Annotated in this window: 24 protein-coding genes, 2 tRNA genes and 1 riboswitch; of the genes, 15 read left to right on the forward strand and 11 right to left on the reverse strand. The window is 66.7% G+C overall.

Going from position 1 to position 22,820, the window contains the following annotated elements:
* Window positions 1-25 precede the first annotated feature (25 nt).
* Window positions 26-457 (forward strand): hypothetical protein, encoded by a 432-nt coding sequence (locus tag NS334_RS02235; protein ID WP_193752978.1) that lies wholly within the window; start codon window positions 26-28, stop codon window positions 455-457.
* A 113-nt stretch (window positions 458-570) separates the two neighbouring features.
* Window positions 571-1,932: an alpha-L-fucosidase gene (locus NS334_RS02240; protein ID WP_083500205.1), complete on the forward strand. Its 1,362-nt coding sequence runs from the start codon at window positions 571-573 to the stop codon at window positions 1,930-1,932.
* Window positions 1,933-2,086: 154 nt separating this feature from the next.
* Here NS334_RS02240 and NS334_RS02245 read toward each other — a convergent pair whose 3' ends face one another.
* From NS334_RS02245 to hspQ, 5 genes are all read right to left on the reverse strand, one after another.
* Complete coding sequence (locus NS334_RS02245; protein WP_083500206.1) at window positions 2,087-2,416, reverse strand: OsmC family protein; 330 nt, start codon at window positions 2,414-2,416, stop codon at window positions 2,087-2,089.
* Window positions 2,417-2,487: 71 nt separating this feature from the next.
* Window positions 2,488-3,039: a GNAT family N-acetyltransferase gene (locus NS334_RS02250; protein ID WP_058754355.1), complete on the reverse strand. Its 552-nt coding sequence runs from the start codon at window positions 3,037-3,039 to the stop codon at window positions 2,488-2,490.
* Window positions 3,040-3,215: 176 nt separating this feature from the next.
* Complete coding sequence (rpmA, locus tag NS334_RS02255) at window positions 3,216-3,485, reverse strand: 50S ribosomal protein L27 (RefSeq protein WP_022687450.1); 270 nt, start codon at window positions 3,483-3,485, stop codon at window positions 3,216-3,218.
* A gap of 28 nt (window positions 3,486-3,513) precedes the next feature.
* Window positions 3,514-3,810, reverse strand: coding sequence for a 50S ribosomal protein L21 (rplU, locus tag NS334_RS02260; protein ID WP_022687449.1), 297 nt, complete (start codon window positions 3,808-3,810; stop codon window positions 3,514-3,516).
* Between the two features lie 151 nt (window positions 3,811-3,961).
* A complete protein-coding gene (hspQ, locus tag NS334_RS02265) occupies window positions 3,962-4,342 on the reverse strand; it encodes a heat shock protein HspQ (protein WP_153002557.1) in 381 nt (126 codons plus the stop codon).
* Between the two features lie 125 nt (window positions 4,343-4,467).
* On the opposite strand from hspQ, the gene NS334_RS02270 reads away from it, so the two are divergent.
* Together NS334_RS02270 and NS334_RS02275 are read left to right on the forward strand one after the other, a co-directional pair.
* Window positions 4,468-4,557, forward strand: a tRNA-Ser gene (locus tag NS334_RS02270).
* 108 nt (window positions 4,558-4,665) lie between these two features.
* Window positions 4,666-4,878, forward strand: a complete 213-nt coding sequence (locus NS334_RS02275) for an isochorismatase family protein (protein ID WP_206542627.1) — start codon at window positions 4,666-4,668, stop codon at window positions 4,876-4,878.
* 215 nt (window positions 4,879-5,093) lie between these two features.
* On the opposite strand, the gene NS334_RS02280 is transcribed toward NS334_RS02275, so the two are convergent.
* From NS334_RS02280 to NS334_RS02295, 4 genes are all read right to left on the reverse strand, one after another.
* Entirely contained in the window at window positions 5,094-7,142 is a 2,049-nt protein-coding gene (locus NS334_RS02280) for a HAMP domain-containing methyl-accepting chemotaxis protein (RefSeq protein ID WP_083500207.1), read from the reverse strand.
* Between the two features lie 173 nt (window positions 7,143-7,315).
* Complete coding sequence (locus NS334_RS02285; protein ID WP_241491780.1) at window positions 7,316-8,083, reverse strand: EAL domain-containing protein; 768 nt, start codon at window positions 8,081-8,083, stop codon at window positions 7,316-7,318.
* Between the two features lie 62 nt (window positions 8,084-8,145).
* Window positions 8,146-9,321: an alpha/beta fold hydrolase gene (locus NS334_RS02290; RefSeq protein WP_083500208.1), complete on the reverse strand. Its 1,176-nt coding sequence runs from the start codon at window positions 9,319-9,321 to the stop codon at window positions 8,146-8,148.
* A 96-nt stretch (window positions 9,322-9,417) separates the two neighbouring features.
* On the reverse strand, window positions 9,418-9,777 hold the full coding sequence (locus tag NS334_RS02295) for a hypothetical protein (RefSeq protein WP_193752979.1): 360 nt from the start codon (window positions 9,775-9,777) through the stop codon (window positions 9,418-9,420).
* Window positions 9,778-9,901: 124 nt separating this feature from the next.
* Here NS334_RS02295 and NS334_RS02300 point away from each other — a divergent pair, with 124 nt between their 5' ends.
* Window positions 9,902-10,237: a hypothetical protein gene (locus NS334_RS02300; protein ID WP_058754359.1), complete on the forward strand. Its 336-nt coding sequence runs from the start codon at window positions 9,902-9,904 to the stop codon at window positions 10,235-10,237.
* 99 nt (window positions 10,238-10,336) lie between these two features.
* Here the strand turns inward: NS334_RS02300 and NS334_RS02305 are convergent, their stop codons facing one another.
* Entirely contained in the window at window positions 10,337-11,359 is a 1,023-nt protein-coding gene (locus NS334_RS02305; RefSeq protein ID WP_058754360.1) for a sensor histidine kinase, read from the reverse strand.
* Between the two features lie 140 nt (window positions 11,360-11,499).
* Window positions 11,500-11,793, reverse strand: a complete 294-nt coding sequence (locus NS334_RS18520; protein WP_058754361.1) for an AprI/Inh family metalloprotease inhibitor — start codon at window positions 11,791-11,793, stop codon at window positions 11,500-11,502.
* Window positions 11,794-12,084: 291 nt separating this feature from the next.
* On the opposite strand from NS334_RS18520, the gene NS334_RS02315 reads away from it, so the two are divergent.
* The 10 genes from NS334_RS02315 to NS334_RS17575 form a co-directional block, all read left to right on the forward strand.
* Entirely contained in the window at window positions 12,085-13,686 is a 1,602-nt protein-coding gene (locus NS334_RS02315; RefSeq protein WP_206542628.1) for a serralysin family metalloprotease, read from the forward strand.
* A 117-nt stretch (window positions 13,687-13,803) separates the two neighbouring features.
* A riboswitch (cobalamin riboswitch) is annotated at window positions 13,804-14,029 on the forward strand.
* Between the two features lie 121 nt (window positions 14,030-14,150).
* Window positions 14,151-15,134 (forward strand): putative oxygenase MesX, encoded by a 984-nt coding sequence (locus NS334_RS02320; RefSeq protein WP_058754363.1) that lies wholly within the window; start codon window positions 14,151-14,153, stop codon window positions 15,132-15,134.
* Between the two features lie 11 nt (window positions 15,135-15,145).
* Window positions 15,146-16,189, forward strand: coding sequence for a methionine synthase (locus tag NS334_RS02325; protein WP_058754364.1), 1,044 nt, complete (start codon window positions 15,146-15,148; stop codon window positions 16,187-16,189).
* 162 nt (window positions 16,190-16,351) lie between these two features.
* On the forward strand, window positions 16,352-17,110 hold the full coding sequence (locus tag NS334_RS02330; protein WP_058754365.1) for a ZIP family metal transporter: 759 nt from the start codon (window positions 16,352-16,354) through the stop codon (window positions 17,108-17,110).
* A gap of 175 nt (window positions 17,111-17,285) precedes the next feature.
* Window positions 17,286-19,865: an ATP-dependent chaperone ClpB gene (gene clpB, locus NS334_RS02335; protein ID WP_058754366.1), complete on the forward strand. Its 2,580-nt coding sequence runs from the start codon at window positions 17,286-17,288 to the stop codon at window positions 19,863-19,865.
* Window positions 19,866-19,945: 80 nt separating this feature from the next.
* A complete protein-coding gene (dapB, locus tag NS334_RS02340) occupies window positions 19,946-20,674 on the forward strand; it encodes a 4-hydroxy-tetrahydrodipicolinate reductase (protein WP_058754367.1) in 729 nt (242 codons plus the stop codon).
* The gene (nth, locus tag NS334_RS02345; RefSeq protein WP_058754368.1) at window positions 20,671-21,321 is read left to right on the forward strand and encodes an endonuclease III; all 651 of its coding nucleotides are present in this window, start codon (window positions 20,671-20,673) and stop codon (window positions 21,319-21,321) included. The genes dapB and nth overlap by 4 nt, the downstream gene beginning before the upstream one ends.
* 5 nt (window positions 21,322-21,326) lie before the next feature.
* A complete protein-coding gene (locus tag NS334_RS02350; protein ID WP_058754369.1) occupies window positions 21,327-21,671 on the forward strand; it encodes a hypothetical protein in 345 nt (114 codons plus the stop codon).
* 60 nt (window positions 21,672-21,731) lie between these two features.
* Window positions 21,732-21,808 (forward strand) — tRNA-Arg (locus NS334_RS02355).
* A gap of 120 nt (window positions 21,809-21,928) precedes the next feature.
* On the forward strand, window positions 21,929-22,820 hold an 892-nt coding region (locus tag NS334_RS17575), incomplete at its 3' end, for an integrase (protein WP_083500212.1).

Raw genomic sequence — 22,820 nt, forward strand, 5'->3', positions numbered from 1 at the left:
TGCGGGAGGCCAGGGCGGGATGAGCGTGAAAGCAGCGATCGCGGCGATGGTGCTGGCGGGACCATCGATCGCGCAGGCCCAGCCGGCCACGCCGACCGCTTGCGCACGCCTGGCACCGCAGTTGAAGATGAAGCAGGCGGCAACGACGCCACGCGATCAGGGGGCTGCGCTCTGGGAGGTCGATCTGCTGGGCGGGCTTGGCAAGGCGCTGTTCGGTGGATCGGCGGCCTCCACCATGTCGGTCGAGCCGCTGCCCGATGCCGATCTTGTCGAGTACAGCGCCTACACCCGTGCCTGCGTGCGACAGCGGATCGACGTGGCATGTCACGTCACCGGTCCCGCGCGTCTGGTGGTGGCGACGGACAAGACCGAGGCGGCGGTCGATCTTTCGGCGGGCGAGAAGGTCGATGCCGGCATCCGCAAGGGCCGGCACATCTATTGCCGCGATCTCCACTGACGCGGCGGTCGTCCGCACCCGTCGGGCGAATGCACTGGACGTGCGGTCTTTTCGGCTGGACAGGTGCTGTCCTCGCCGCCCACTCTGCCGGCCGACGACAGGGAGAGCATGGCATGACACGCATCGCGCGACGGGTGGCGGCTTGGGCGGCGATCGCCCTTTCATGTGGCGCGCTGCCCTGCGCCGCGCCGGTGCGGGCGGAAACCCCGGCCAGCTACACCCCGGTCGCGGCCAATCTGGCGGCGCGCGAATGGTTTCAGGATGCGAAGTTCGGCATCTTCCTGCACTGGGGCCTCTACAGCGAACTGGGCGGCAGCGGGTCGCCCGGGCTCGCCGAATGGATCATGCAGGAGAACAAGATTCCCGCCGCGAAGTACGAGCGGCTGGCGAGGTTCTTCAACCCGACGAAGTTCGACGCCGATGCCTGGGTGCGATCGTTCAAGGATGCCGGCGCGCGCTACATCGTCATCACCAGCAAGCATCACGATGGCTTCGCGATGTTCGACAGCAAGGTGTCGCCCTACAATGTCGTGAAGGCGACCCCCTTCGCGCGTGACCCGATCGCGGAGCTGGCGGCGGCGTGCCGGCGGCAGGGCGTGAAGCTGTTCTTCTATTACTCGCAGCTCGACTGGCATCATCCCGATTATTTCCCGCGCGGGCGCACCGGGCACACGACCGGTCGCCCGGAGGCGGGCGACTGGGACAGATATCTGGATTATCAGGATGCGCAACTTCGCGAACTGCTGACGCAATATGGCCCGATCGGCGGGATCTGGTTCGACGGCTGGTGGGATCAGGAGGAAACGCCGTTGCGCGATCGCTGGCGGATCGAGCGCACCTATCGCCTGATCCACGCGCTCCAGCCCGCCGCGCTGATCGTCAACAACCACCATCATGCGCCGTTTCCGGGCGAGGACTACCAGACCTTCGAGCGTGACCTGCCCGGGCAGAACACGATGGGCTACAGCGGCACTGCCACGATCGGCCGGCTGCCGCTGGAAATGTCGGAGACGATGAACGGCAGCTGGGGTTTCAACCTGGTCGATGACAAGTTCAAGTCGCCGGAAACGCTGATCCGCACGCTCGCCGGCGCCGCCGGGCGCAACGCCAATCTGCTGCTGAACACCGGCCCGATGCCGAACGGCGAGATCCAGCCCGAAAATCTCGCGACGCTCCACACGATCGGCGCATGGCTGAAAACGAACGGCCAGAGCATCTACGGCACGCGCGGCGGTCCCGTGCCGCCAGGCGACTGGGGCGTGACGACGCAGCGCGGCAAGACGGTCTATGTCCATCTGATGCGCGAGCATGGCGGGCGGATCGCGCTGCCGATGACCGCGAAGGTCGCCTCGGCGCGGCTGCTCGATGGTGGCGCGCCGGTGACGGTCGCGGCGCGGAGGGGCGCGGTGGAACTGTCGGGCCTGCCGCCGTTGGGGGATGGCTGGGACCAGATCGTGGAGTTGCGGATGCGTTGATCGCGGGCTGCTTCGACGATTCGACCGTCATCCCGGTGCAGGCCGAGGCGCATCCGTCCTCGTGCTCGCCGCGTCCGCACACGCGGTCGCATGGATCCCGGTCTGCACCGGAATGACGGACTTTCGCGGCTCGCTCATCGCAAGCTGCGGGACCTTACCCCGGCCACTGGAATGCCATTACCACCGGCGCCGCGAGCGCGCGGTGCACCGGGCAAGCATGCGCCGCCGCCTCCGGCTTCGCGCGCTCGCGGGTATCGAAGGCGCCGGGGACGCGCGCCGTCACCGCCATGCCGGCGATGCGGCGCGGGGCGTCGGCCATCTCCTTGGTGACCGCAGCGCTCGCCCCCGCCAGATCGCGGTCCATCGTGCGCGCGGCGATCGCCATGATGCTCAGCACGCAGCCGCCGAGCGAGACCGACAGCAGTTCGCTCGGCGAGAAGCTCTGCCCGCCGCCGTGATGGTCCTTTGGCGCGTCGGTGACGATGACCGCGCCCGATTCATGCGTCGCGAGTCAGCGCAGGTCGCCGTCGTGGACGACGGTGATGCAGCCCGCGCTCACGCCGCGATCGGCATCGCCGCTCCCTCGTGCGCATCGTCCGCGTCGAGGTCGAGCGCGAACTCGACCGACTCGACCATCGCATCACGCGCCAGCGCATAGCGCCGCGAGCGCCCGGTCTCGACGAAGCCCAGCTTGCGCAGGACATGGCCGGAGGCGGGATTGTCGGCATGGTGATAGGCGGTGACCCGCGTCAGCGGCAGCGCATGGCGCGCGATGTCGATGACGGCGCGCCCCGCCTCGGTCGCATAGCCGCGGCCCCAGGTGTCGGGCGTCAGCCAGTAACCCAGCTCATGGTCGCCGTTGTCGGCGCGATGCAGCCCGATGCCGCCGATCAGCCGGTGTTCTTGTTCGCGCGCGATGATGACGAAGCGCGGCTCGGTCGCCCCGCGCGGCAGCGACAGGAACGTCTCCGCATCGCCCAGCGCATAGGGCCACGGCGCACGCGCCAGACGGCCGACGACCGTCTCGTGCCCGATCGCGCGCGACAAAGCGGGGGCGTCCTCCAGCCAGCCGGGGCGCAAGGTCAGTCGGGGCGTCAACGCGAACATGCTCCATCTCCTTCGACGGGCCGTGCCACGCGACCATGACGATGGCGCGACAGACGGCGATCAGGGGAGGGAGCATGAAAAAAGGGAGCCGGGGCGGACCCGTCTCCCTTGTCTGGCTGGATTCCATCTGGGAACCCCGGGTCGCCCTGGTGGGCAACCCGTCCGGTTACCCGATGTTATTCGGCCGCGGCCGCAATCATGTCCACCGAGCAGAATTTACGGCCCAGCTTGCCGTCGTGGAATACCACGCGGCCGTCGACGAGTGCGAACAGGGTGTGATCCTTGCCGATGCCGACGTTGCGGCCCGGGTAGAACTTCGTCCCGCGCTGACGCACCAGGATGTTGCCCGCGATCGCTTCCTGACCGCCGAACTTCTTCACGCCGAGGCGACGACCGGCCGAATCACGACCGTTACGCGACGAACCGCCTGCTTTCTTATGTGCCATTGCTCTTGCTCCTTCGCGCTAACTGGGCTCAGCCGACCGACACGATCTTCAGGATCGTGTGGTTCTGGCGGTGGCCGTTGCGGCGACGATAGTTGTGACGGCGACGCTTCTTGAAAACGATCACCTTCTCGCCCTTGGCCTGGGCGATAATTTCGGCGGCGACGGTCAGGCCCGCGACGTCCTTCAGCTCCGCGCCCTCGCCAGCGAGCAGCACGTCACCCAGCGTCACCGACGCGCCGGCCTCGCCCTCGATCTTCTCGACGACGATTTTATCTCCGGCGGCCACGCGATACTGCTTGCCGCCCGTGCGCACGACTGCGAACATGGCTACGTTCATTCCTTCAACGGGAATTGCTTCCCAAATGTCATGGACCGCGACGGACGCACCGCACGGTTGAAGCGTGGCGGTTAAGTGACCCCCCGCTCGATGTCAACCGATTCCCCGAAAAAGCGCCGCCTTCGGAAATCGGGGGGCGTCAGTGGCGGTGCAGCCGCTTCAGCCCGTAGCGTCCGTCCTCGGTCCGATCGAACAATCCGGCGATCGCGGGATGGTCGACGGGTTCGTCGCTGTCGTCGTGCTCCAGGTTCTGTTGGCTGACATAGGCGACATAGGTCGATTCCAGATTCTCGGCCAGCAGGTGATAGAACGGCTGGTCCTTGCGCGGGCGGAACGTCTCCGGAATCGACTGATACCATTCCTCGCTGTTGGCGAAGACGGGATCGACATCGAAGATCACGCCGCGGAAGTCGAGCATCCGATGCCGCACCACGTCGCCGATCGCGAAGCGGGCATAGGCCACGGGCGGGGGAAGGGGGTTGGGATCGGGCAGGGGCACGTTCGCGTCGTTCGGCGTCATGCGCCCCATCTAATGCAGAAATCGCGCATCACAACACAGGAGGTGCTTGCGTTTGTCCCACGACCCGTCTAGGCGCGCCCTTCGACCGCAGCCGGACCGCTTTTTCGGGCCCCGGCGACCTCTGCGGAGAGGTGGCAGAGTGGTCGAATGCACCGCACTCGAAATGCGGCGTGCCCTCACGGGTACCGTGGGTTCGAATCCCACCCTCTCCGCCATTTACTTCCCAGAAAACTGCCATTTATTGCAATCGTGCCGTGCCAGCGTTGGCACGATTGGCACCGGCGTTGGAATGATCCCGGATATTCGCGCCGATGCTCGGCGTCATGCAGACGCATCTTTGCATCTCCGCGACGGCCCGGGCGGCGGGCGATCCGGGGTATCGGACGACGATCATCCGATCGGCGTGCGCCACACGCGATCTGCCGGACGGTAACGGTGGCGTCATCGACGCGACCGTCCCGCACGCGGTCGCCCTATCGGAACTTGCGGACGCCTTCGCCACGATCGTCGATGCGCCGACAGCCTGGGCGCGATAACCTCGGCTCGCCTGTCTCCGCTTTCCCGTTCCCGATCGTGAGGCCACGGTGCGCCATCTGCCGACGGTGTTCCGCTGCGCCGCGGGCGCCATCCCGCTTCGTCCGGACCATCACGATCCTGGCGATCGCCGCGGTATCGCGGTGATCGCCGGCCGGAGCGAGGCACGGGGCAGCGATGCCCAAGCACCACTGCCCCGGATCGAAACCGCCTCGGGTCAGGCGGCGCGACCGAAGGCGTCGTCGTCCTCGTCCGGCCCGCCGTGGGTCAGGTCGAGGGCGAAGCCCCGCGCACGACCCTGCTGGTCCAGGACCGAGTTCGGTTTGACCTTCGGGGCGGGGGCAGCCCTGGCCCGCCGTTCCGCCGGCTTGCGGGTCGCGGCCGGCTTGCGGGGGGCGGCATCGTCGCTGATGCGGAAGAAGGCGATGCTCTGCTGCAATTCGTCCGCCTGGTTGGCCAGGTCCTCGGAGGTGGAGGTGATCTCCTCGGACGCCGACGCATTCTGCTGCGTCACGGTGTCGAGCTGCTGCAACGCCTGGTTGATCTGCGCCGCGCCGATATCCTGTTCGCGGCAGGCGGCGCTGATCTCGGCGACCAGTTCGGCGGTCCGGCGGATGTCGGGCACCAATTTGGTCAGCATCTCGCCGGCCTGCGCCGCTGCCTGCACCGTGTCGCCCGACACCGCGCTGATCTCGGCGGCGGCCGTCTGGCTGCGCTCGGCCAGCTTGCGCACTTCCGACGCGACGACCGCGAATCCACGGCCATGTTCACCGGCACGGGCCGCTTCGACGGCCGCGTTCAGCGCCAGCAGGTCGGTCTGCCGGGCGATTTCCTGCACGATGCCGATCTTCGCGGCGATGGTGCGCATCGCATCGACCGCCTTGTCGACCGCGACGCCGCTGGCTTCGGCGTCGGTCGACGACTGACGCGCGATCTTTTCGGTCTGCGCGGCATTGTCGGCATTCTGTTTGATGTTGGCCGCCATCTGCTCCATCGACGCGGACGCTTCCTCGGCGGCGGCGGCCTGTTCCGTCGCGCCCTGGCTCACCTGCTCCGACGCTGCCGAGAGCTCCTGGCTGCCGGCGGCGACATTGTCCGCCGCGGTCGTCGCATCGCCGACCACGACCCGCAGCCGGTCGACCATCGATACCAGCGCATGGCCCAGCTTGTCGCGGTCGGACAGCGGGGTGTGATCGATCGTCAGGTCGCCGCGCGCGATCTCGTCCGCCAGCGTCGCCGACTTGCGCAGCCCGGTCACCATCGACACCAGCGCATGGCCCAGCCGGTCCTTGTCCGACAGCGGTACATAATCGACCGACAGGTCGCCGACCGCGATCGTGTCGGCCAGCGCCGCCGACTTGCGCAGGCCAGCGGTCATCGCGACCATGGCATGGCCCAGCCGGTCCTTGTCCGACAGCGGCTTGTGATCGATCGTCAGGTCGCCCTGCGCGATGGTGTCGGCCACGCCCGCGGTCTGGCGCAGGTTGCCGGCCATTTCGTTCAGCGCGTTGGTCAGCAGGCCGACCTCGTCGTTCGACCGAACCTCCACGGTATGCGACACGTCGCCCTGCGCGACCGCCTCGGCCAGGTCGGTCGCCTGGCGCAGGTTGCGCCGGATCGCATTGGTGACCACCCATCCCACCGCCGATGCGACGGCCAGCGCGACCAGTGCGACGATCGCCATCACCCAGTTCAACGTGCGCGACAGCGCCGCGCCCTCGGCCCGCGCGGTTTCGGCGGCCTTCAGCTGGTAATCGGACAGACGCCCGATCCCGGCCGTGGTCGGGTCGATTCCGGCATACATGTCGTTGTCTGCGAAGCGGGCCAGCGCGGCGCTGTCATGCGCGGCGATGATCGCGTTCAGCCGCGCCACCGCCTCGTCCGACCGGTTCATGTTCTGACGGACCTGCCCCACGACCGAGCGTTCCTCGTCGGTCAGGTCGGTCTGCATATAGGCCGACCAGTCGCGGTCGATCGATTGCTTCGCGTCGGCCACCGACGCGCTGGCCTGGGCCCAGTCGAGCTTGCCGGCGCGCAGCTTGTGCGTGGTATCGACGATGTTGATCGCATAGGCGTCCGACACCGCCTTCAGCTGCCGGACCGGTACCAGACGGTCGTCATAGATCGACGTCATGGCGCCGGTCAGCGCGTTCATGCCGTAGAAGCCGGCACCGCCGACGATCGTGGCGATGGCAATCCCCGATGCCAACTGGATCGTCAGGATCCGGGTACCGATAGAAGTGAATTTCGCGCCAGCAGGCTTCATGATTGCACCCTTTAACCTCGCGCAAAGGGTAGGCGGCGCGGTTTAAGACGAAGTAAAGCGATCGTATACTACTGATGCCTCGTCGTTTTTCGTGGGTCTTCCGATTCGGTGCGCGAGGACGCCGTCATTCGCGCGACGATCATCGGGCGTCCGATGTCATGACGGCCAAGTGGCTATGCGCTCAGCCGCAGCGGCTCCCCTTCCGGCAGGATATGCGCGGGCAGCGTGCGGAACCCCGGGCGCGCCAGCAGATAGCCCTGCATGTAGCGCACGCCCATCTCGCGCAGGATCCGATATTCCGCGACGGTTTCGATCCCCTCGGCGATCGTGGTGATCCCCATGCGCGCGAACAACGCGAGCAGCCCCTCGACGATCATGCGTCGCGGCCTGCTGGCGTCGATGCCCCGGATCAGTTCCATGTCCAGCTTGATGACGTCGGTCTGCAGCCGTGCGAGCAGCGACAGGCCGGCATGGCCCGCGCCGAAGTCGTCCAGCGCCGTGGCGAAGCCCATTCGCCGATAGGTGTCGATGATCTCCCCGACGTGCCGCGTATCGACCATCTCCTCGTTCTCGGTGAACTCGAAGATCAGGCGGTCGGTGGGGAAGCCCACGGCGGCGGCGGTCCTGAGCGTCAGCTGGATGCAGGCGAGCGGCGAATAGACCGCGTTCGGCAGGAAGTTGATGGACAGTCTCGCCCCCGTGGCGACGATCCCGGCCTCGACCGCCTGAGTGATCGCCGCGACGCGACACTGCTGGTCGAAGGCGTAGCGGTTTTCCGGCGTCACGCTCTTCAGGACCTGTCCGGCCCCCTGGCCGTCGCGTCCCCGGACCAGCGCCTCATAGGCCCAGACCTCGCCGGAGACGATGTCGACGATCGGCTGGAACGCCATTGCCAGATCGAAAGCGGCGTCTTCCTGTCGGCAGCCCTGGCAGCCGCTCATGATATCGGATCCATCGGTGCGGCGTAGGGGAGCAACCCCTAATTTACCGTGTCCAATCCAGATCAAGGTGCGGCGACGGTCGCGCTCTGGCGGCGCGGCCCGGCGGTGCGTGATGACGCTCCGGCGCGCGGCGTCGCACCATGTTCCGTGCGTCGAAGCAGGTCGATCAGATCCTGTTTCCAGAAGCGGGCGTGCGTGTGCGTTCCATGGCCGCGTGTGTCGGGTGTCTCGGGAATCAGGCGGAACCGCGCATCGCGCATCCGGGCCACCGCGCGCCGGGGATAGTCGAGCTGGCGCGGGTTGATGAAGTCGTCGGCCGAGTTGACCCACGTCGTGGGCGCGGTGATCGCCTCCAGCCGCGGCCACGGATTGTAGGTGCGCGACGCATCGATCTGATAGATCAGGTCGTTCGCGTCCGTTCCCGCGATCGATGCGGCCACCCGGTCGCGCGCGAACGCCTCGGCCGCCTCACGGCGGGGATATTGCGCCTGGAAGTACAGGGGGGCGGCGCCGGCCACGAACAGCAGGCTGGCGGCGGTGCGCAGACCCTGCACGGGGGGCGCGCGATACTCGCCGTTCGCCCATGCCGGGTCCGCCTCGATCCCGTCGATCGCCAGCTTGCGCCACATGCGGTTCAGGCCGGCGATCTCCACCGGCTCGCAGGCCAGCGGCATCAGCGCGCGCGCGAAGTCGGGGTGGGTCTCGCCCCACACCAGGCTGTGCATGCACCCCATCGAGGTTCCCATGATCAGCCGCATCCGGCGGATGCCGAGCCCGTCGTGCAGCAGCCGATATTGCGCCTCGACCATGTCGTCGTAATCGTAATGCGGGAAGCGCATGTGCAGGCCGTCGGACGGCTTGGACGACTTCCCGTGCCCGATCCCGTCGGGCAGGATGATCCAGTATCGCGTGATGTCGAGCGGCTGTCCCGGGCCGTAGAGCGCGTCGGCGAATTGCGGCGCCAGGAACTGGCGCCCGGTGCCGCCGGTCCCGTGCAGCACCATGACCGCATTGTCGATCTCACCCTTGGCGTTGCGGTGTGGCGATCCCAGCGTCGTATAGTTGATGCGCACGTCCGGCATCGTCTCGCCCGAACGAAAGCGGAAGTCGCGGATCGTGAACTGCGCATCGCGGGCGGGCCAGTGCGAGGCGGATGGTGCGGGCCTGTTCGCCGGCGTGAGCGGCGGCACCTGGCCGGTCGCGGCCTGAAGGAGCAAGAACGGGAGGAGGAACAGCATGGCGCATCGTCACGCCTGATCGGGCCGGGCGCAAGCGCGCATTTGGCGCCGAGGCACGCGAATCCGCTCGGGCGCCGGCCGGGCGCTCCGCCGGCTTCACTGATGGCGCAGGAACTTGTCGAATCCCTCGTTCGCCTTCGTCATCCTGGCCAGCTTCCGCAGATAGGTGCGCACGTGCCGTTCGAAGCGGACATCGTCATACAGGCCGGTCGCGGGATAATCGTCCTGCGCGATCAACGCCTTCAGCCGGGCGGCGAGCGTGTTCTGATCCTCGATGCAGTCGGCGTCCTTCAGCGCGCGGCACGCCCATTCCTCGGCGGCGGCCTTGTCGAAATCGTCGCGCGCGTCATAGCCGCGCCGGTCGGCGGCGGCCTGATCCAGCCGCGACGCCGCGTACCGGCGCTCCAGCCACTTGCGGACCAGCGCCGCGTCCCACGGTTTCGTCGGTTCCGTCATCGTTTTCCCCTGGTCGCCCCGACGCGCCGGGGCGTGGTCGGCGGCGTTCCATACGATCAGGCGGATGGCTTTGCCATGGGCGAGGGGCTAGGGGCGAGGCCCATTGAGGCGGTGATGTTGCGCTATGGCCAGACGTTCGAAACACGATCCCTATGATCATCTTCCGCGGGAAGACGATGCGGCGACCGCGCCGGTGCCATGCTGGCTGTGCGCTCGTCCGACCGGCAAGACCATCGTCTGGCATCATCCGGTGCCCAAGAGCCGGGGTGGTCGTGATGTCGTGCCCATGCATCCGATCTGCCAGCAGACGCTGACCGCCAATTTCACCAATTCCGAGTTGCAGCGGCACGGCATGAACGTCGCCGGCCTGCTCGATCATCCCAACGTCCGCAAATTCGTGGACTGGGTGGCGAAGAAGGATCCGGACTTCACCGCGACGATCACCAGGAAACAGCGCTGATCCGCGCCGCTCGCCGATCGGAACCCGCCGGCGACGCCCATGGGCCGGACCGGATGCGCGCGGGCGCATCCGCGAGGAGGAAAGCGTCGCGCCCTCGTCTCATGCCTGACAGGCGCTCTCGGGCAGGGAGAGGCGCAGGATCGTGCCCGACGACGGTGCGGCCTCCACGCTGAGCTGCGCGTCCATTCGCATCGCCAGGCTTCGCACGAGCTTCAGGCCGAGGCTGTCCGAACGATGCAGATCGAAATCCGGCGGCAAGCCGGCTCCGTCGTCGATCACGCACAATTGAATGATCTGGTCATCGTGGGTCAGGGTGACGACGATCTCGCCCGCGTCCCGATCGACGAACCCGTGTTCCATCGCGTTGGCGATGCCTTCGGCCATGATGAGCGCCAGCGGGATCGCCGCATCGGGCGAGAGCCGGATGCCGGACACCGCCTCGATCCGGTGGACGATGCCCGGCCGGTGCTCGGCGGCGAACAGGTCGGCCATCAGGTCCTTGAGGAAGACGTCCAGCGGCACCTGCTCCCCGGTGGTCGAGTAGAGCTGCCGCTGGATGCGCCCGATCAGCTGCAATTTGGTGGAGGCATCGGTCAGGATCGTGCGCGCGACCGGGTCGGTGACCTGCCGCTGCTGCAGCGACAGCATCGCCCCGACCATCTGGATGTTGTTCGACACCCGGTGCTGCAACTCGCGGAACAGCAGCTCGGTCCGTTCCGCCAGTTGCCGCTGTTCCGCCGCCAGCCGCGACGATCGTTCGTTGGCGCGCTGCATCGCATCGACGAGCGCGACATCGACCGCGACGACACCGGCATAGAAGCCGAGCGCGACGAGCGTCCGCGCCTCCACCTGGAACGAGTGGACCGGAGGGATGAAGAAATACCAGGCGAGCAGTCCGCACACCACCGCCGACAGTGTGCCCGGACCGCGCCCGAACAGGAACGAGGAGATGATGACCGCCGGGAAGAAGGTAAGATACGGAAATCCCGGCGGAAAGGCCGGGTCAAGTGTCCAGCGTATCCACCACGCGACGGCACAGAGCAGCAACGCGGCCGAATAGGCCAGCGCCCTGCGCTCGCGAAGCAGCGGCAGCTGCTCGAACACCCGCCGCTTCGCCTGCATCTCTTGTCCAAGGCCCCCCGCTGTACCGCCCCTCCTGCGCGATCCTGCGGGCGGTTGCAAAGGTCTTGTTGCATCGATGTGTCGGCGCGCCCCGAAACCGGATCGTGCTGGCGCTGTCTCCTTGCGATCGGCCGTCGGCGTTACGTCCGGCGCAATGTCGCCGTGCCGCCGTTCAGCGACGCGGTGCCGGTCTGCCCGTCCGCCGCGGCGTTGAACACGACCAGCGTCCGCCGGTCGTCAGCCGCCAGCGCCACGCCCTCGGGAATCGGTCGCCACGCCACCGCGCCGCTCACCACCGCCGCCAGACAGCCGCCAGGGTCGTCGATCGCCCAGCCGTTCGCGGACTCGACGCGCCGCGTGGTGAACGTGATCGCGCAGGTCGCCGTCGGGGTCTCGATCGCCCAGGCCCCCGCAAGCTCCTCCGGCTCGCGCATTCTCAGGCTGCCGCTCGTTTGAGGCGTCTCATCGCCACCATGTGTCATTATATTTCTGCCGTGTTCCAGAGATGTTGCGTCGGCGCAGCCGATCATAAACAATGTTAGGACGACGACGCAGGAAGTCAGACTTGGCGAACGAGCACAGAACCGACTGTGCGTCGACTTCGGGTTGCAAACAAATGGAGGCATTTCGTGCCCGTATTGCATCGCACAACTTCCTTGTCGAACCGGTCCTCGGGTGAGGACTTTGCCACGCCGCGCCAGGATGGCCTGGCGTCTCTTTTGCACTTGTTGGATGATCGGGGCAATCCGACGGCCGAGGCGGACCTGGTCGGGTCGTCGTCCCCGGCCGCGGCGGACGCCGCCGACGTCGCGCTTCCGGCCTCGGGCACCGTCTTCGGGTTCGGCTGGGATGCCTGGCTGTTTCACCGGCAGGCGGCGGTGACGCAGGATGTCGCGGCGGAGGGCTGCCAGTGCTGGGGGTGCATGAACAGCGCGAACCCCGATCGCAACCACGCCACCGATCCGCAGGCGGCGTTGAACGGTGACGAGCGCGGGGAGGGCGGGCCGAACGGCAAGCCGTCGCTGACGATCGCCGAGGCGGGCGCGCAGATCGGCCGCGCGAACCAGACATGGAACGGATCGACGCTCGGGCAGGCGGCCGACGTCACCTACGCCTATCGCTCCACCGCGCCGACCACCATGCCCAACGGCACCAGCGGCTTCTCGCGCTTCAACGGGGCGCAGATCGAGCAGACCACCATCGCGTTGCAGGCGTGGGCGGACGTGGCGCGCGTCACGTTCCGGCGCGTCGACAATGGCGACGGCTACAGCAACAACGCCCAGATGCTGCTGGGCAATTACTCCAGCGGCGCCTCGGGCGCGGCGGCCTTCGCTTATTATCCCGGCAACGGGGTCGGCGGTGACAGCTGGTACAACAGCTCGCTCAGCTACAATCGCGCGCCCGACACTCTCAACTACGGCGGACAGGTGCTGATCCACGAGATCGGGCACGCGCTCGGGCTGGGGCATCCGGGCGACTACAACGCCGGCAACGGATCGCCGACCTACAGCAACAGCGCCTCCTATTACGAGGATACGCGCCAATATTCGGTCATGAGCTATTGGTCGGAGACGAACACCGGCGGCGACAACGGCGGCTATTATGCGGCGGCGCCGCTGCTGGACGATATCGCGGCCATCCAGCGGCTCTATGGCGCGAACACCGCCACGCGGACCGGCGACACGGTGTACGGCTTCTCCTCCAACACGGGGCGCGATTATTATAGCGCGAGTTCGTCGGGATCGGTGCTGATCTTCGCGGCCTGGGATGCCGGCGGAACCGACACGTTCAACTTCTCCGGCTACAGCCAGGCGCAGCTGATCGATCTGAACGACGGCAATTTCTCGAACGTCGGCGGGCTGAAGGGCAATGTCGCGATCGCGCAGGGGGTGGTGATCGAGAATGCGGTCGGCGGGTCCGGCGCCGATCGCATCATCGGCAACGAGTTCGCCAACCGGCTGACCGGCAATGCCGGCAACGACGTGCTGATCGGCGGCGGCGGTGCCGACGTTCTGATCGGCGGATCGGGGGCGGACACCTTCACCTTCACCAGCATCACCGACTCGCGGTCGAACGCGCGCGACCAGATCACCGACTTCACCAGCGGCGTCGACCGCATCGACCTGTCGGCGATCGATGCCGATCTCGGGCGGGACGGCGATCAGGCGTTCACCCAGGTGTCGCGCTTCGGCGGTCGCGCGGGCGAGGCCGTGATCCAGAGCGGCAATGGCGTCACGACCCTGTCGCTGGACCAGAACGGCGACGGCGTCGCGGACTTCGTCCTGACCGTGACCGGCTCGCTCGCCTCCGGCGATCTGTTCTGGTGACCCGCATGCCGGCGGAGGGGCGCCGCCGCGCGTCCTTCCGTCGGCAGCGACTGCCCTGCTGACATCAAGATATAAGGATATCTTTATATCGCTGTTGACATGGGTCCGGCGATGGTGTTGAAACGCGGGTGTCGAGGTTCCCCATCCCAGGCATGGCGATGGGGCTAAGACGGGAAGCCGGTGGTGCCCTGTACGGGCAGAGTCCGGCGCTGCCCCCGCAACTGTAAGCGGCGAGTGGCGGCTCCATATCGTGCCACTGGGCTCCCGCAAGGAGCCTGGGAAGGCCGGAGCCACCGCGTTGACCCGCAAGCCAGGAGACCTGCCTTCCGACGCCATAACGTTCCTCGGACGGGGGTTCCTCCGGTGGATCGCGCTTGACGCGTGGATCCGTGGCGTGCCGCCCTCCGGGTCCGTCGTCGCCCTGCGCGCTCTCGCCTGACCTCTGCCCGCAAAGCAGGTGAGTCATGACGAACAGCGGGTTCACGTTCACGATCAGCAGCATTCCGTTCGACGAGGACTATCGTCCCGCCGACGGCACGCGCATCACCACCAATTTCGCCAATCTCGCGCGCGGCGATCGCCGCCGCGACAATCTGCGCAACACGCTGGTGATGATGGATCGCCGCTTCAACGCGCTGATGCACTGGGACAATCCCGCCGGTGATCGCTATGCGCTGGCACTGGAGATCGTCTCGGCCGGGCTGCGGATCGGGGAGGGGGACGCCGCCGCCGCCTTTCCGCTGATCGAGATCCTGCGCACCATCGTCACCGACCGCAGCAGCGGGGAGCGCCGCGACGGCATGGTCGGCAACAACTTCTCCTCCTATGTGCGCGATTACGACTTCAGCATCGTCCTGGCCGATCACCTGAAGACCGGCAGTGACGGCCCGCCCGAGGATTTCGGCGACCTCCACGGCAATCTCTTCAAGCGCTTCCTCGAATCCGACGCCTATCGCGGCCGCTTCGCGAAACCGCCGGTCATCTGCCTGAGCGTATCGAGCAGGGAGGTATATCATCGCACCGCCAACGCGCATCCGATCCTGGGCGTCGAATACCGTCACGATCGCTATTCGCCGACCGATCGCTACTTCGCGAAGATGGGCATGAGGGTCCGGTACTTCATGCCGCCGCACGGCGTCGCCCCGCTGGCCTTCTACCATGTCGGCGATCTGGTCAGCGATTATACCAATCTCGAACTCGCCAGCACGATCAGCACGATGGAGACCTTCCAGAAGATCTACCGTCCGGAGATCTACAACGCCAATTCGGTGGCGGCGGCGCGCTATCAGCCCAGCCTGACCTGTCAGGACTATTCGCTGACCCGCATCGTCTACGATCGCGAGGAGCGCAGCCGGCTCGCCGTCGCGCAGGGCCGCTACGCCGAGGAGCATGTCATCAAGCCGCACGGGGCCGCGCTTCGCCGCTGGTCCGAGGCCGCCGGCCGTTGATCCCCACGCAGATGAAGGTACTTTCCATGACGACATTGTTGCCGACCACCACCGCGGGCAGCCTGCCCAAGCCGTCCTGGCTCGCCCGGCCCGAAACCTTGTGGTCGCCGTGGAAGCTGGCGGGCGAGGAACTTGCCGCGGGCAAGCGGGACGCGCTGCGCCTGGCGGTCGACGATCAGCGACAGGCCGGCATCCACATCCTCGGCGACGGCGAACAGACGCGCCAGCACTTCGTCACCACCTTCATCGAGCATCTGGCCGGCGTCGATTTCGAACAGCGCGAAACGGTGCGCATCCGCGACCGTTATGACGCCAGCGTGCCGACCGTCGTCGGCGCCGTCTCCCGCCCCGGGCCGGTGTTCGTCGACGATGCGCGCTTCCTGCGCGCCCAGACCGATCGGCCGATCAAGTGGACGCTGCCCGGGCCGATGACGATGATCGACACCCTCTACGACGCCCATTACCGCAGCCGCGAGAAGCTGGCCTGGGAGTTCGCCTGCATCCTCAACGAGGAAGCGCGCGAACTGGAAGCCGCCGGCGTCGACATCGTCCAGTTCGACGAACCCGCCTTCAACGTCTTCTTCGACGAGGCCAACGACTGGGGCATCGCCACGCTGGAACGCGCGGCTCAGGGTCTGACGGTCGAAACCGCCGTCCACATCTGCTACGGTTACGGTATCAAGGCCAATACCGACTGGAAGAAGACGCTCGGCGCCGAATGGCGTCAGTACGAGCGGACCTTTCCCAACCTCCGCGGCTCGACGATCGATATCATCTCGCTGGAATGCCAGAATTCGCGGGTGCCGATGGACCTGATCGAACTGATCCGCGGCAAGAAGGTGATGGTCGGCGCCATCGACGTCGCGACCGACACGATCGAGACACCCGAACAGGTCGCCGCCACCCTGCGCACCGCGCTGCGCTTCGTGGATGCCGACAAGCTCTACCCGGCGACCAATTGCGGCATGGCCCCGCTGCGCCGCGCGGTCGCCACCGGCAAGCTGCGGGCGCTGGCGGCGGGCGCGGACATCGTCCGGCAAGAGCTCGCGGCCTGACGCCCGCCGGTGCGGGGCGCCGCCTGCCGCGCGACATGGGCGAGCACGGCACAGGCGCCGCCGAACGTCACCATCGCCATCGTGGAGACGAACGTGGCGATGCGGCGACGACGGAGCCTCGGCGCGCGGCGGACGTTCGTCGATCCTCGAAGGAGGCGTGCGATGTCGGGGGTGTGGGCGGCAGGGTTCTGGGGTCTCGTGGGTGGGTCCGCGTTGGTCCTTGGCGCGGCCATCGCGTGGTTCGCCACCTTGCCGCAGCGGCTGATCGCCTCGATCATGGCGATCGGCGCGGGCGTCCTCATCTCGGCGGTGGCCTTCGACCTGATGGACGAGGCGTTTCGGCGGGGCGGGTTCGATTCGACCGCCACCGGTTTCCTGGGCGGTGCGATCGTCTACACGCTCGCCAACCTCATCGTGTCCCGGCGCGGCGCGAAGCACCGCAAGCGCTCCGGCTCGAACCCGCACGAGCGTCAGCCCGATGCGCGGAGCGGTTCCGGCGCCGCCATCGCGATCGGCGCGCTGCTCGACGGTATTCCGGAATCGGTGGTGATCGGCGTCAGCCTGCTCGGCGGCGCGGGCGTCAGCGCGGTGACGGTCGCCGCCGTCTTCCTGTCGAACGTGCCCGAAGGCTTGTCGAGCGCGGCGGGGATGAAGGCGGCGGGCCGGTCGCCCGCCTATGTCTTCGGCGTGTGGGGCGGGATCGCGGGCGCCTCCGCCGTCGCCGCGATGATCGGCAACGTCGCGCTGGCCGGCAGCGGTCCCGATCTGATCGCGGGCGTCACCGCGGTCGCGGCCGGGGCGATCCTGGCGATGCTGGTCGATACGATGATCCCCGAGGCGACCGAGGCCACGCACGATTACTCCGGGTTGATCGCGGTCGTCGGCTTCCTCATCGCGTTCGTGCTGACCAAGAGCGGCTGACGCGTGGTGCGATCTCGGATGGCGAATATCGAACCGACCGCTCCTGTTTGGGCGCGAAAACCTCCTGACGGCCCCGTTGCGGCGCCATTCTTTTTCATGCGCGATCCGCTCGGCGCGCCCCTTGTGTTGCCATTGCGCCACACCATCTGACACCCAAGAGAGACAGGGCATACAGATGAACCTAGAGAGATTTACCGATCGCGCGCGCGGATTTCTCCAATCCGCTCAAACCGTTGCGATCCGCATGAACCATCAGCAGATCGCGCCGGAGCATGTGCTCAAGGCGCTGCTGGAAGATGAGCAGGGCATGGCCGCCGGCCTCATCACCACCGCCGGCGGCGACCCACGTCGCGCCGCTTCCGAAACCGATTCCGCGCTGGCGAGGATCCCCTCGGTCAGCGGATCGGGCGCGCAGAATCAGCCCGGTTTATCGGCAGATGCGGTGCGTGTCCTCGATCAGGCCGAGCAGATCGCGCAGAAGGCCGGCGACAGCTATGTCACCGTCGAGCGCCTGCTGGTCGCACTGGCGCTCAGCCTGAACACGGCGGCCGGCAAGGCGCTGAAGACCGCCAATGCGACGCCGGAGGCGCTGAATGCCGCGATCACGCAATTGCGCGGCGGCCGCACCGCCGACACCGCCAGCGCCGAGGATCGCTACGACGCGCTCAAGAAATTCGCGCGCGACCTGACCCGGGCGGCGCGCGACGGTAAGCTCGATCCCGTCATCGGCCGCGATGAGGAAATCCGCCGCACGATCCAGGTGCTGGCGCGCCGTACCAAGAACAACCCCGTGCTGATCGGCGAACCCGGCGTCGGCAAGACCGCGATCGTCGAGGGCCTTGCGCTGCGCATCGCCAACGGCGACGTGCCCGACGGGCTGAAGGACAAGACGCTGATGGCGCTCGACATGGGCGCGTTGATCGCGGGCGCGAAGTATCGTGGCGAGTTCGAGGAGCGGCTGAAGGGCGTCATCGACGAGGTCAAGCAGGCCGAGGGCGACATCGTCCTGTTCATCGACGAGATGCACACGCTGATCGGCGCGGGCAAGTCCGAAGGCGCGATGGACGCGGGCAATCTGCTCAAGCCCGCCCTCGCGCGCGGTGAGCTGCACTGCGTCGGGGCGACCACGCTCGACGAATATCGCAAGCATGTCGAGAAGGATCCGGCGCTGCAACGCCGCTTCCAACCGGTGTTCGTCGGCGAGCCGACCGTCGAGGACACGATCAGCATCCTGCGCGGGCTGAAGGAAAAGTACGAGCTCCACCACGGCGTGCGGATCACCGATGGCGCGCTGGTGTCGGCGGCGACGCTCGGCAACCGCTACATCACCGACCGCTTCCTGCCCGACAAGGCGATCGACCTGATGGACGAGGCCGCCAGCCGGTTGCGGATGGAGGTGGAGAGCAAGCCGGAGGCGATCGAGGCGCTCGACCGCCGTATCCTGCGCCTGAAGATCGAGCGCGAGGGGCTGAAGCGCGAAACCGATGCCGCGTCGGTCGATCGGCTGGACACGCTTGAGGGCGAGCTCGCCAATCTGGAGCAGCAGTCCGCCGAGCTGACGCAGCGCTGGATGGCCGAGAAGGACAAGATCGCCGGCGAGGCGAAGCTGAAGGAACAGCTCGACGCCGCTCGGCTGGAACTGGAACAGGCGCAGCGACAAGGCGACCTCGCCAAGGCGGGCGAACTGTCCTACGGCCGCATCCCCGCGCTCGAGAAGCAGCTCGCCGAGGCGCAGGAAACCTCACATGGCGCGATGCTGCGCGAGGAAGTCACCAGCGACGATATCGCGTCGGTGGTCAGCCGCTGGACCGGCGTGCCGGTCGACCGGATGCTGGAGGGCGAGCGCGAGAAACTGCTCCGCATGGAGGAGGTGATCGGCAAGCGCGTGATCGGGCAGGAACAGGCGGTGCGCGCCGTCTCCACCGCGGTACGCCGCGCGCGCGCGGGGTTGCAGGACCCGAACCGGCCGCTCGGCAGCTTCCTGTTCCTCGGGCCGACCGGCGTGGGCAAGACCGAGCTGACCAAGGCGCTGGCCGAGTTCCTGTTCGACGATCCCAATGCGATGGTGCGGATCGACATGAGCGAGTTCATGGAGAAGCACGCGGTCGCGCGGCTGATCGGTGCCCCGCCGGGCTATGTCGGCTATGAGGAAGGCGGCGTCCTGACCGAGGCGGTGCGGCGGCGGCCCTATCAGGTCGTGCTGTTCGACGAGGTGGAGAAGGCGCATTCGGACGTCTTCAATGTGCTGTTGCAGGTGCTGGACGACGGTCGGCTGACCGACGGGCAGGGGCGCACGGTCGACTTCTCGAACACGCTCATCATCCTGACCTCGAACCTCGGCAGCCAGTATCTGGCCAACATGGGCGAGAATGACGCGGTCGAAAGCGTCGAGCCGCAGGTGATGGAGGTGGTCCGCGCGCACTTCCGGCCGGAGTTTCTGAACCGGCTGGACGAGATCATCCTGTTCCATCGGCTGGGTCAGGCGCACATGGGGCCGATCGTCGACATCCAGGTCGGGCGGGTGGGCAGGCTGCTGGCCGATCGCAAGGTCGCGCTCGATCTCACCGATGCCGCACGCGCGTGGCTGGGGCGCGTCGGCTACGATCCGGTCTATGGCGCGCGACCGCTGAAGCGCGCGGTGCAGCGCCACCTTCAGGATCCGCTGGCCGAACTGATCCTTCGCGGCGAGGTCAAGGACGGCACCACCGTTCATGTCGACGAGGGCGACGGCAAACTCGCGCTGTCGGTCGCATAACGCATGTGAAGCCCCCTGTTCGTGCGGGGGGCTTCATGCGATGGGCGAACTATTGTCCGACCAATGTCCAGGGTGAGTGCATGACCAGCATCGGCATCTACGGCAGCAACGGCCGCATGGGCCGCGCCATCGCTACCATCGCCGCGAGTGAGGGCGTCATCGTGGCCGGCGGGGGCGACGCGGGCAGCGATCCACTCCCCGTCGCCTATGCCGCCGACGTACTGGTCGATTTCTCCACCCCCGCGGCGCTCGAATCGCATCTGGCGGCGGCGGCGGCGGCGCGTACCCCGATCGTGATCGGTACCACCGGGCTGCTCAACACCCATCACGCGCTGATCGAACAGGCCGCTGACGTGATCCCGGTGCTGCAGACCGGCAACACGTCGCTTGGCGTCACCCTGCTGGGCGTGCTGGTGCGGGAGGCGGCGGCGCGGCTGGGCGCGGACTGGGATATCGAGATCGCGGAGATGCACCACCGCCACAAGGTCGATGCTCCCTCGGGCACCGCGCTGCTGCTGGGCGAGGCGGCGGCGGCGGGGCGCGGCACGCGACTGGCGGAGGTACGGGTCGACAGCCGTGCCGGGCTGGTCGGTGCGCGCACGGAGGGGACGATCGGCTTCGCGAGCTTGCGCGGCGGATCGGTGGTCGGCGACCACAATGTCGTCTTTGCGGGGGAGGGCGAGCGGATCGAGATCGCGCACCGCGCCGACGATCGCACCATCTTCGCGCGTGGCGCGGTGAAGGCCGCGGTGTGGCTCGCCGGCCGTGCGCCGGGCCGTTATGCGATGGCCGAGGTGCTTGGGCTTTGAGGAAGGCCGACGTCGTCGAATTCTACCGCCGGCTTGCCGAGGCGAACCCGCATCCGGAAACCGAGCTTGAATCGGTGAACGACTACACGCTGCTGGTTGCGGTGGTGCTGTCGGCACAGGCCACCGATGCGGGCGTCAACAAGGCGACCCGCGCCTTGTTCGCGGAGGTGGATACGCCGCAGAAGATGGTGGCGCTCGGCCTCGAAGAACTGAAGCGGCACATCCGCACGATCGGGCTGTTCAATACGAAGGCGAAGAACGTCATCGCGCTGTCGCAGGCACTGATCGATCACCATGGTGGCCACGTCCCCGCCGACCGCGACGCGCTGGAGAAATTGCCCGGTGTCGGGCGCAAGACCGCCAATGTGGTGATGAACGTCGCCTTCAGTGCCGAGACCTTCGCGGTCGACACGCATATCTTCCGTATCGGCAACCGCACCGGGCTGGCGAAGGGCAGGACCGTGCTGGCGGTCGAGAAGCGGCTCGACGCGGTCACGCCGGCGCCGTTTCGCGTCCATGCGCACCACTGGCTGATCCTGCATGGCCGCTATGTCTGCAAGGCGCGCAAACCCGAATGCTGGCGTTGCATCGTCGCGGATCTTTGTGCGTTCAAGCCCAAGACACCGCTTCCCCCGGCAAAGGCCTGATCCCGATGCGCGCGTTGCTCCCCGTGTTCCTGCTCGCAGCCCCCGGCAGCGCCATCCCGCCGGCCACGCCGGTCGGGACGCCGCTGACATGCCTGCCACTTGCCACGATTCGGGAAAGCATCGTTCGCAGCGATCGCGTGATCGACTTTCGCGCATCGGGCCGACGGATGTACCGGGTGACCCTGCCGCACGCCTGTCCGGGCCTGGGCAGCGAGCGGCGCTTCTCCTACGCCACGTCGATCGGACAATTGTGTGCGCAGGACATCATCACCGTCTTCTATCAGAGCGGCCCGATGCGCGGCGCGTCCTGCGGCCTGGCACCGTTCCAGCCGAGCACCCTGTCGCAATGACAATTCCCGCGCGAAACGGGTAGCGCGTCGCCAAAACCCCTGCTAGGCGATGCGTCACCGGCACCCGTAGCTCAGCTGGATAGAGCGCTGCCCTCCGAAGGCAGAGGCCACAGGTTCGAATCCTGTCGGGTGCGCCAGAAAACAGCTTTGCAAGTTGTTGTTTTAGGGCGTTTTTTGGGCAATTTGAATTGCCCTCGATCCGCCGAATCGCCTCTTTGATCGCTCCGTGACACAAAACGGACACAAGGGCGTGCTACATGGCGACAATCAGCAAGCGAGCGGGTGGATGGTTCGTCCAGATTCGCCGCAAGGGCTACCAACCGCAGTTTCGGACCTTTCCCACCAAGGTGGAGGCGGAACGTTGGGCACGTGATAGGGAAGCGGCGATTGATCGGGGCGACCAACCGACCAGCCATCGCGACCTTAAACGGACAACCCTTGGCGATCTGATTACCCGCTACGTAGATGAAGTGACTCCTTCTAAGCGTAGTGCGGATACGGAGACGCTACGGCTAAGGAAGCTAGCGAAGGCTCCCCTTTGTACCTTATCGCTCGCGGACCTCTCTAGCGCCCCTGTAGCGGCTTACAGAGATCAAAGAGCCAAGGAGGTGAAGCCCGGAACAGTAGCGCGGGAAATGTCCCTTCTGCACAACGTGATTGAGGTTGCGCGAAAGGATTGGGGTTACGGGTTGACCGCTAACGTGGTGGCACAGGTTCGGCGGTTACCAGTTCGAGACGCAAGGAATCGCCGGTTAGAAGCTGGCGAACTGGAACTGCTACTAACTGCCTTAAAGAAGACCCGTAATCCGCTTGTCGGTCCGGTGGTCATGTTCGCGATAGAAACGGGTATGAGACGGGGGGAAATTCTCGATTTAGAATGGCGTTACGTCGATTTAGAGAAGCGGACAGCGCATATCCCGCATACGAAGACGGGCTATGCTCGTACTATCCCGCTTACCGAGGCCAGTATTGCGATATTGAAGAATCAGAAAGCAACGGTCGGTAAGGTTTTCCCTTTATCCGCACTTGCACTTCGGCTCTCTTGGAACCGATTAAGAGAACGTGCAGGATTGTTGGACCTTAGATTTCATGATCTTCGGCATGAGGCGATCAGCAGGTTTGCGGAACTTGACGTGACCCCCGGGTTTC

The organism is Sphingomonas endophytica, from assembly GCF_001476895.1.
GTDB classification, from domain to species: Bacteria; Pseudomonadota; Alphaproteobacteria; order Sphingomonadales; family Sphingomonadaceae; genus Sphingomonas; species Sphingomonas endophytica_A.